Raw genomic sequence first — 6,173 nt, forward strand, 5'->3', positions numbered from 1 at the left:
CGAGGAGGGGATGTGAACTATTCCATTGATAAAGACCCAAACCGCACACTGACTTTTGCATTATACATTTTATATATTGTGGCCATTTTTAGTGCTGGCCTGCTGGCTGTCGTAGCCCTCATCATTAACTATGTAAAACGGCGCGATGTACGTGGTTCCATCTTTGAAAGCCACTTTACCTGGCAGATCCGCAGTTTCTGGTGGTATCTGTTCTGGAATATTATTGCTTTTGTTCCCTTCCTGTTCCTGTTCTTTACTCATGAAGATCCCGATCTATTTGCCGGCGTAACCTTTGGTGCTTCCGCTTTCTGTTTGATTGTCATTTTTGTTTCCTGGATCTGGATTGTCTATCGGGCGATCCGCGGTATCATGCGTTTAAATGACAACAAGCCGATGTATAACAAATAATTTTAGCCGTATTTCCCCAGAGAAAAAATCCCCCTTTTAAGGGGGATTTAGTGGAATTAAGAAAGATCTTGCTTTAATTCTTCTGTTGGTTCTTTTCTTAAAAACTTTGGTTTCCATTCACTGACAATCACGCCAAGCACCACCATCAATCCACCGACTAGCGCGAGCGCAGGTAGACGTTCTCCGGCCAGACGACCAAACAGGGCTGCCCATACCGGTTCGCCGGCATAGATAATCGCTGCCTGCGAAGGATTGACCATGCGCTGCGCCCAGTTCATCACCAGTTGAATCAAGGCACTGGCAATACCTAAACCGACTAAAATTCCTGCCAGATGCCAGTGAAATTCGGGTAGCTGAGATTCACCTAAAACGGGTGCGATCATAAAACAGAACAATGATGCAAAAATCAGTTGCAGCACTGTAACCCGGCGTACATTGACCCGTTCAGCAAAATGGCTGATGAAAATAATCTCCAGTGCAATTGCAATCGAACCAAGCAACGTCAGGGTTTGCCCGAAACTGAGCTGAATTGCAGCAAAGCCATTGCCTGTCAAAAATACCAGACCGGTAAAGGCAAACAGCGCTCCGATCCAGGTCATCACCTGTGGTTTTTTAGCAAACAATAGCCAGAGCAGGATCGGGACCAGCGGCACATACAAGGCGGTTAAAAAAGCCGATTCACTGCTGCTAATGGTCTGTAAACCCACTGTTTGGGTGCCATAACCAATGGAAATCATAAATCCAATCACCGCGCCGGCGAACGCCTCTTTCAGGTTCATGCCTTTTAGCGACTTCAGTGAAATCAGGGTGACGGCAAGCGCTGCTGCAGCAAAGCGCAGACCGACAAATATCATCGGACTGCTAAAATTCAGCCCGTATTGCACAGTAATAAAACTGCCTCCCCAGATAATGGTGATCAGGATCAGAGCGAGTTGCGGCGCTTTCACCATCCAGCCGGAGTGATTTTTGGAAATAAGTGTAGACATGCGAGGAGATCAGAAAAATAAAAAATAAAAAAGAGGTCCGAAGACCTCTTTTACAGCAGGCTTAATTATAGCGCTTGTTGCTCATCTAGCAATAACTGTGCTTCACGTAAACTTAAGGTACCTTCGTAAATTGCACGACCGGTAATTGCGCCTAAAATACCCGGTTGGTCTTTCAGGTTACGTACGTCATCCAGATTGGTCACGCCACCTGAAGCAATCACAGGCAGGCCTGAATATTGTGCCAGGTTTACGGTCTGTTCAATGTTTACACCCTGCATCATGCCATCACGCGCGATATCCGTATAGACAATGCTCGATACGCCAGCATCGGCAAAACGTTTCGCCAGGTCAGTGGCTTTAACATCAGTCACATTGGCCCAGCCATCTGTTGCCACCATGCCATTCATGGCATCAATACCCACAATAATGTGGCCAGCAAACTTTTGACAGGCTTCTTCAACAAATTCAGGGTCCTGAACTGCTTTGGTGCCAATAATCACAAAAGAAACACCAGCTTGCAGATAATGCTCGATGGTTTCCAGAGAACGGATACCACCACCAATCTGGATCGGCAAGTCAGGCTGGGATTTGACAATGGCTTCAACCACTGGCTTATGGATTGGCGTACCTGCGAAAGCACCGTTTAAATCTACCAGATGCAAGCGGCGAGCGCCTTCATTTACCCAATGCTGTGCTGTTGCGACCGGATCGTCTGAAAATACGGTATCGTCTTCCATACGACCTTGTTTTAAACGGACACATTTGCCATCTTTCAGGTCAATTGCAGGAATGATCAGCATGCTTTCGCTCCTTGCTCAATCTTTAGAATGAATTTCAGTGGCTTCATCTTAGCAAATAAAGTCGAAATTTCTAACTCTTAAACGGTATGAATAAAGAAAACCTGTACACAGACAGGTAGGAGTTAGGTAATTTATTTTAATGGCATTAATGAGTCTGCGAGTGAATGGAGATCAGATCTTTATAGTAGGTCGCGTATCGAACTGAGCATCAGTCAAAATGGTAAAAAGACATTGCTGTTGAAACTCCGTTTCCGACCTTGCTCATCCTAGCTTTCATTCGTATATCAAGCAATATCGAAGTCATCCTTGTCATGCCAGACGCAATACGTGGCTCAAGTGCTTAAGCCGTCGATGAGGGGCGGATTCTCAATTTCAGTGACGTATTGGGAATCTCTTTGGGTAAAAGGCCCCGCCGCAACAATTCTTCAAATACCAGCATGGGCGCATAGGCATCTGCTGCTGCATAATCAATTTGTGCCGGGCTGAGCTTCTTGCTGGCCCAGTTCGAGGTACTAATCCGTTTGGATTTAGGAAAATTTACTTGAAATAGCAAAGCCATGGCATTTTTTAATCCGACCGGATTATTGAAGCCAAAAGCTTTAAAACATTTGGACAGTTCGACCACGCTGTTGAGTTCAATGCCTTTTTTACGGAACAGGTGCGCATCATTTTTCAGGCCAAAACCAACCTTGATCTGGTCTCGACTGGCAAAGATCGGTTTAAGAAAATCCCAGATCGAATCATTCATTTGAAATAAATAGGCTTTATCTAAAGTAGCTAGCTGAATCAGATGTGGCCCAGTGGAGACTTCACCGACTTTAAAGGTGGGCTTGGATTCAGAATCGAAACCCAGGACTGCACAGCTTTTTAGCTCCTGTTCAAGGGCATGACATTGTTCCAGACGATTAATCACCTGAATCTGTTGCATCGGAAGATTTTTAAATACAGGAAAAGTCTGAATTTGTTCCTTGCTTGGTAAAGTATCCAGCAGCTGTTGCATAAGCTTCAATCATGAAATGAATGCGTTCAGCTTAATCACTTTTGTTGTTCTAGGCAAAAATAAAGCCCATGAAGAATGGGCTTTATGCAAAATTTAACAAGGATTAGTCAGTGTGATAGCTACTCTGTTCCATCTGCGCCTGTTGAGCCTGAGCCACATAGTCTTGATATGCCGGAAGCGCAATCGCAGCCAGAATAGCTAAAGGGAAAATTAAAAAATAGAGCCAGCCTAAAACCTTTTCCCATGTTCGGGTGCTGCGTCGAGGGCCATATTGGTTGGGACGGTCATCCCCTTTGGCAAAAATTAAGTAAAGGATAAAAATCAGATTGACCAGCGGAATGAGGATAAGTAAGGATAACCATCCTGTGTGATTACGGTCATGTAGACGGCGAATAGTAAAAACAAAACTAAAATACAGCATGACCAAGTAAGCGAGTCCGATGAGAACAGTTGCAACCATGGATGAGCCTGCCAGAGTAGAGCTATCCATAAATAGGCCAGGTGAAAAAGCTGCAATCATCCCAATGATGATCAGGAGCGAAAAGGTCATTAGCATGTTCCAGCCGAGATAAGACAAGCGGCCAAAACGACCATTTGGGCTTAAAGCTGATCCATTGCTTGGATAGTGTGGATTCATTATTGTATTTCCCCTGAATTTAATTATTTTTAAATATAATGAGTTACTTCAAAATAATAACAATTTTAATGACTAAAAAATAGTCAGAATTCTGGCAGTGAACTAATCTAAATGAATAAAAAAAGCCCGCAGATGCGAGCTTTTTAGAAACTTTAAAAATCCTGAGATTAGATCTTCCAATCCACAAAGTTTTTCAATAACTGTAAACCGGCGGTATGGCTCTTTTCCGGATGGAACTGGGTCGCAAACAGGTTTTCTTTATGAATTGCGGTACAGAACTCAATGCCATAGGTACAAGTCGCTGCCACCAGGTCTGAATCTTGTGGTTCTACATAGTAACTGTGCACAAAGTAAAAACGCGCGTCCTGTTCGATATTGTTCCACATCGGATGATCAGGATCGGCCTGATGCACCTGGTTCCAGCCCATATGTGGCACTTTTAAGCCCGCCATTTCCGGAAAATGCTTAACCGCACCTTCGAAAATACCCAGTGCATCGGTACCACCATTCTCTTCAGAATGTTGCATCAAGGCTTGCATACCCACACAAATGGCCAGTACCGGCTTGTTAAATACGGCGCTGCGTACCACTTCATCAATCCCGGCTTCGTGCATACCTTGCATGCAGTCACGCATCGCGCCTACGCCCGGAAAAACAATCTTGTCTGCTTGTGCAATCAGTTTTGGATCATTGGTCACATCTACTGTAGCACCGACATGTTCTAATGCTTTTGCCGCAGAGTGCAAATTTCCCATGCCATAATCAAGAAGGGCAATACGGGTCATTACAGCGTACCTTTGGTTGAAGCTACCGTATTGGCAGCACGTGGATCGACTTCACAGGCCATACGTAGCGCACGCGCAAATGCTTTAAATACGCTTTCGATCTGGTGATGGCTGTTTTTGCCCTTCAGATTGTCGATATGCACGGTCATCAGCGAGTGGTTCACAAAGCCCTGGAAGAATTCAGAGAACAGGTCTACATCAAAACGGCCGATCATGGCACGGGTAAATGGAATATCCATAAACAGGCCTGGACGACCCGACAGATCGACCACGACACGGCTTAAAGATTCATCAAGTGGCGCATAGAAATGACCATAGCGTTTCAGGCCTTTTTTATCGCCCAGCGCTTGCGCGAAAGCCTGACCCAGCGTAATACCGCAGTCTTCTACAGTATGATGATCGTCAATTTCCAGATCGCCCTCACAATGAATATCAATATCAAACAGGCCATGCCGCTTGATTTGATCAATCATATGATCTAAAAAGGGAATACCCGTGTTTAAGGTGCCTTGACCAGTACCGTCGAGATTCAAACGAACTCGAATTTTGGTTTCGTTGGTATTTCTTACCACTTCACTGATACGATCTGTCATAGACACGTTCCTCAAATACGTCAAAATGATTGATGTAGAAAATATTTTCGCCGTGACGAAGTCACCGCATATTAGATTGCTCAGGAGGGTTTATCAATGCCTATCACCGTACATGCTTATACTTCTTTAGAAAATGACGAAGTGCGCAGCCAGCTTGAGCGACTGTATGACACGAGCCCGGAATTTAGCGACGGGTCAGATGCCATGGAACAACTAGAGCAAAACCTTGCACAGTATACCTCAGTTTATAGCGCAGAATTTAATAGCAAAATTATTGGGGCAATCTGGTGCACCGGGCAGGGCGAAAGCCGGATTCTGGAAAATATCGTGGTGCATCCGGCTAACCGTGGTCGGGGTGTGGCAGAAAGGCTGGTGAGTGAGGTCTGTCGCATGGAAGAAGACAAAGGCGTGAAAAATTTTGTACCGGGCTGTGGGGCCATTCATCGTTGTCTGGCCAATCTGGAAAAGATCTAAAGATAGAGCAGTCAGAAGCAGCCTTAAGGCTGCTTTTTTATGTAAGCAAGCGTCTAGATCTGTTTTAATTGCTAAGGTCTTTGGTAAAAACTGTTTGAATTATGACTCAAATTTACCGGAGTTGATGGAAAAGTAAACATTTGATGAAAATTATTCTCTCCGCTCTTGACGATTTATAATGGAGACTGTTTAATACGCGACATCGGCGTGATAGCTCAGTAGGTAGAGCAACGGATTGAAAATCCGTGTGTCCCCAGTTCGATCCTGGGTCTCGCCACCATATTTTAAAACGATTTAAAAGTTTTCAATCCCTGATCCCATCAGGGATTTTTTTTAGGACAAAAATCAGTCACTCAAATATTTTTTTCATAATTTTGATTGACTAATGAAGCCAGATACGGCTTAATACACCGCATCGGCGTGATAGCTCAGTAGGTAGAGCAACGGATTGAAAATCCGTGTGTCCCCAGTTCGATCCTGGGTCTCGCCA

Annotated in this window: 8 protein-coding genes and 2 tRNA genes; 4 read left to right on the plus strand and 6 right to left on the minus strand. The window is 44.6% G+C overall.

Annotated elements, in window-relative coordinates:
- Nucleotides 1–12: 12 nt before the first annotated feature.
- Nucleotides 13–408 (plus strand): DUF4870 family protein, encoded by a 396-nt coding sequence (locus tag H9629_RS10665; protein ID WP_064095010.1) that lies wholly within the window; start codon nucleotides 13–15, stop codon nucleotides 406–408.
- A 56-nt stretch (nucleotides 409–464) separates the two neighbouring features.
- Here H9629_RS10665 and H9629_RS10670 read toward each other — a convergent pair whose 3' ends face one another.
- From H9629_RS10670 to hisB, 6 genes are all read right to left on the minus strand, one after another.
- Nucleotides 465–1,394: a DMT family transporter gene (locus tag H9629_RS10670; RefSeq protein WP_064095009.1), complete on the minus strand. Its 930-nt coding sequence runs from the start codon at nucleotides 1,392–1,394 to the stop codon at nucleotides 465–467.
- Nucleotides 1,395–1,459: 65 nt separating this feature from the next.
- Nucleotides 1,460–2,194 carry a 1-(5-phosphoribosyl)-5-[(5-phosphoribosylamino)methylideneamino]imidazole-4-carboxamide isomerase gene (gene hisA / locus H9629_RS10675; protein WP_004729237.1) on the minus strand — a complete coding sequence of 245 codons (735 nt, stop codon included), beginning with the start codon at nucleotides 2,192–2,194 and terminating at the stop codon, nucleotides 1,460–1,462.
- A 340-nt stretch (nucleotides 2,195–2,534) separates the two neighbouring features.
- Nucleotides 2,535–3,194 (minus strand): 3'-5' exonuclease, encoded by a 660-nt coding sequence (locus tag H9629_RS10680; RefSeq protein WP_064095008.1) that lies wholly within the window; start codon nucleotides 3,192–3,194, stop codon nucleotides 2,535–2,537.
- Between the two features lie 103 nt (nucleotides 3,195–3,297).
- Complete coding sequence (locus H9629_RS10685; RefSeq protein WP_064095007.1) at nucleotides 3,298–3,831, minus strand: DUF805 domain-containing protein; 534 nt, start codon at nucleotides 3,829–3,831, stop codon at nucleotides 3,298–3,300.
- Nucleotides 3,832–3,998: 167 nt separating this feature from the next.
- The gene (hisH, locus tag H9629_RS10690; RefSeq protein WP_191731068.1) at nucleotides 3,999–4,616 is read right to left on the minus strand and encodes an imidazole glycerol phosphate synthase subunit HisH; all 618 of its coding nucleotides are present in this window, start codon (nucleotides 4,614–4,616) and stop codon (nucleotides 3,999–4,001) included.
- Nucleotides 4,616–5,209, minus strand: coding sequence for an imidazoleglycerol-phosphate dehydratase HisB (gene hisB / locus H9629_RS10695; protein ID WP_005095198.1), 594 nt, complete (start codon nucleotides 5,207–5,209; stop codon nucleotides 4,616–4,618). The genes hisH and hisB overlap by 1 nt, the downstream gene beginning before the upstream one ends.
- 96 nt (nucleotides 5,210–5,305) lie before the next feature.
- Here hisB and H9629_RS10700 point away from each other — a divergent pair, with 96 nt between their 5' ends.
- The 3 genes from H9629_RS10700 (at nucleotide 5,306) to H9629_RS10710 (ending at nucleotide 6,173) form a co-directional block, all read left to right on the plus strand.
- Nucleotides 5,306–5,683 carry a GNAT family N-acetyltransferase gene (locus tag H9629_RS10700; RefSeq protein WP_064095005.1) on the plus strand — a complete coding sequence of 126 codons (378 nt, stop codon included), beginning with the start codon at nucleotides 5,306–5,308 and terminating at the stop codon, nucleotides 5,681–5,683.
- A gap of 204 nt (nucleotides 5,684–5,887) precedes the next feature.
- Nucleotides 5,888–5,963, plus strand: a tRNA-Phe gene (locus H9629_RS10705).
- A 137-nt stretch (nucleotides 5,964–6,100) separates the two neighbouring features.
- Nucleotides 6,101–6,173, plus strand: a tRNA-Phe gene (locus tag H9629_RS10710).

The sequence above is a fragment of the Acinetobacter pecorum genome (assembly GCF_014837015.1).
Taxonomy (GTDB): domain Bacteria; phylum Pseudomonadota; class Gammaproteobacteria; order Pseudomonadales; family Moraxellaceae; genus Acinetobacter; species Acinetobacter pecorum.

Excerpts from the sequence above, each read along its gene's own strand:
- hisH (WP_191731068.1), bottom strand. The coding sequence starts at position 4,616 with ATGACCCGTATTGCCCTTCTTGATTATGGCATGGGAAATTTGCACTCT.
- hisA (WP_004729237.1), bottom strand. The coding sequence starts at position 2,194 with ATGCTGATCATTCCTGCAATTGACCTGAAAGATGGCAAATGTGTCCGT.
- H9629_RS10670 (WP_064095009.1), bottom strand. The coding sequence starts at position 1,394 with ATGTCTACACTTATTTCCAAAAATCACTCCGGCTGGATGGTGAAAGCG.
- H9629_RS10700 (WP_064095005.1), top strand. The coding sequence starts at position 5,306 with ATGCCTATCACCGTACATGCTTATACTTCTTTAGAAAATGACGAAGTG.
- H9629_RS10685 (WP_064095007.1), bottom strand. The coding sequence starts at position 3,831 with ATGAATCCACACTATCCAAGCAATGGATCAGCTTTAAGCCCAAATGGT.
- H9629_RS10680 (WP_064095008.1), bottom strand. The coding sequence starts at position 3,194 with ATGCAACAGCTGCTGGATACTTTACCAAGCAAGGAACAAATTCAGACT.
- hisB (WP_005095198.1), bottom strand. The coding sequence starts at position 5,209 with ATGACAGATCGTATCAGTGAAGTGGTAAGAAATACCAACGAAACCAAA.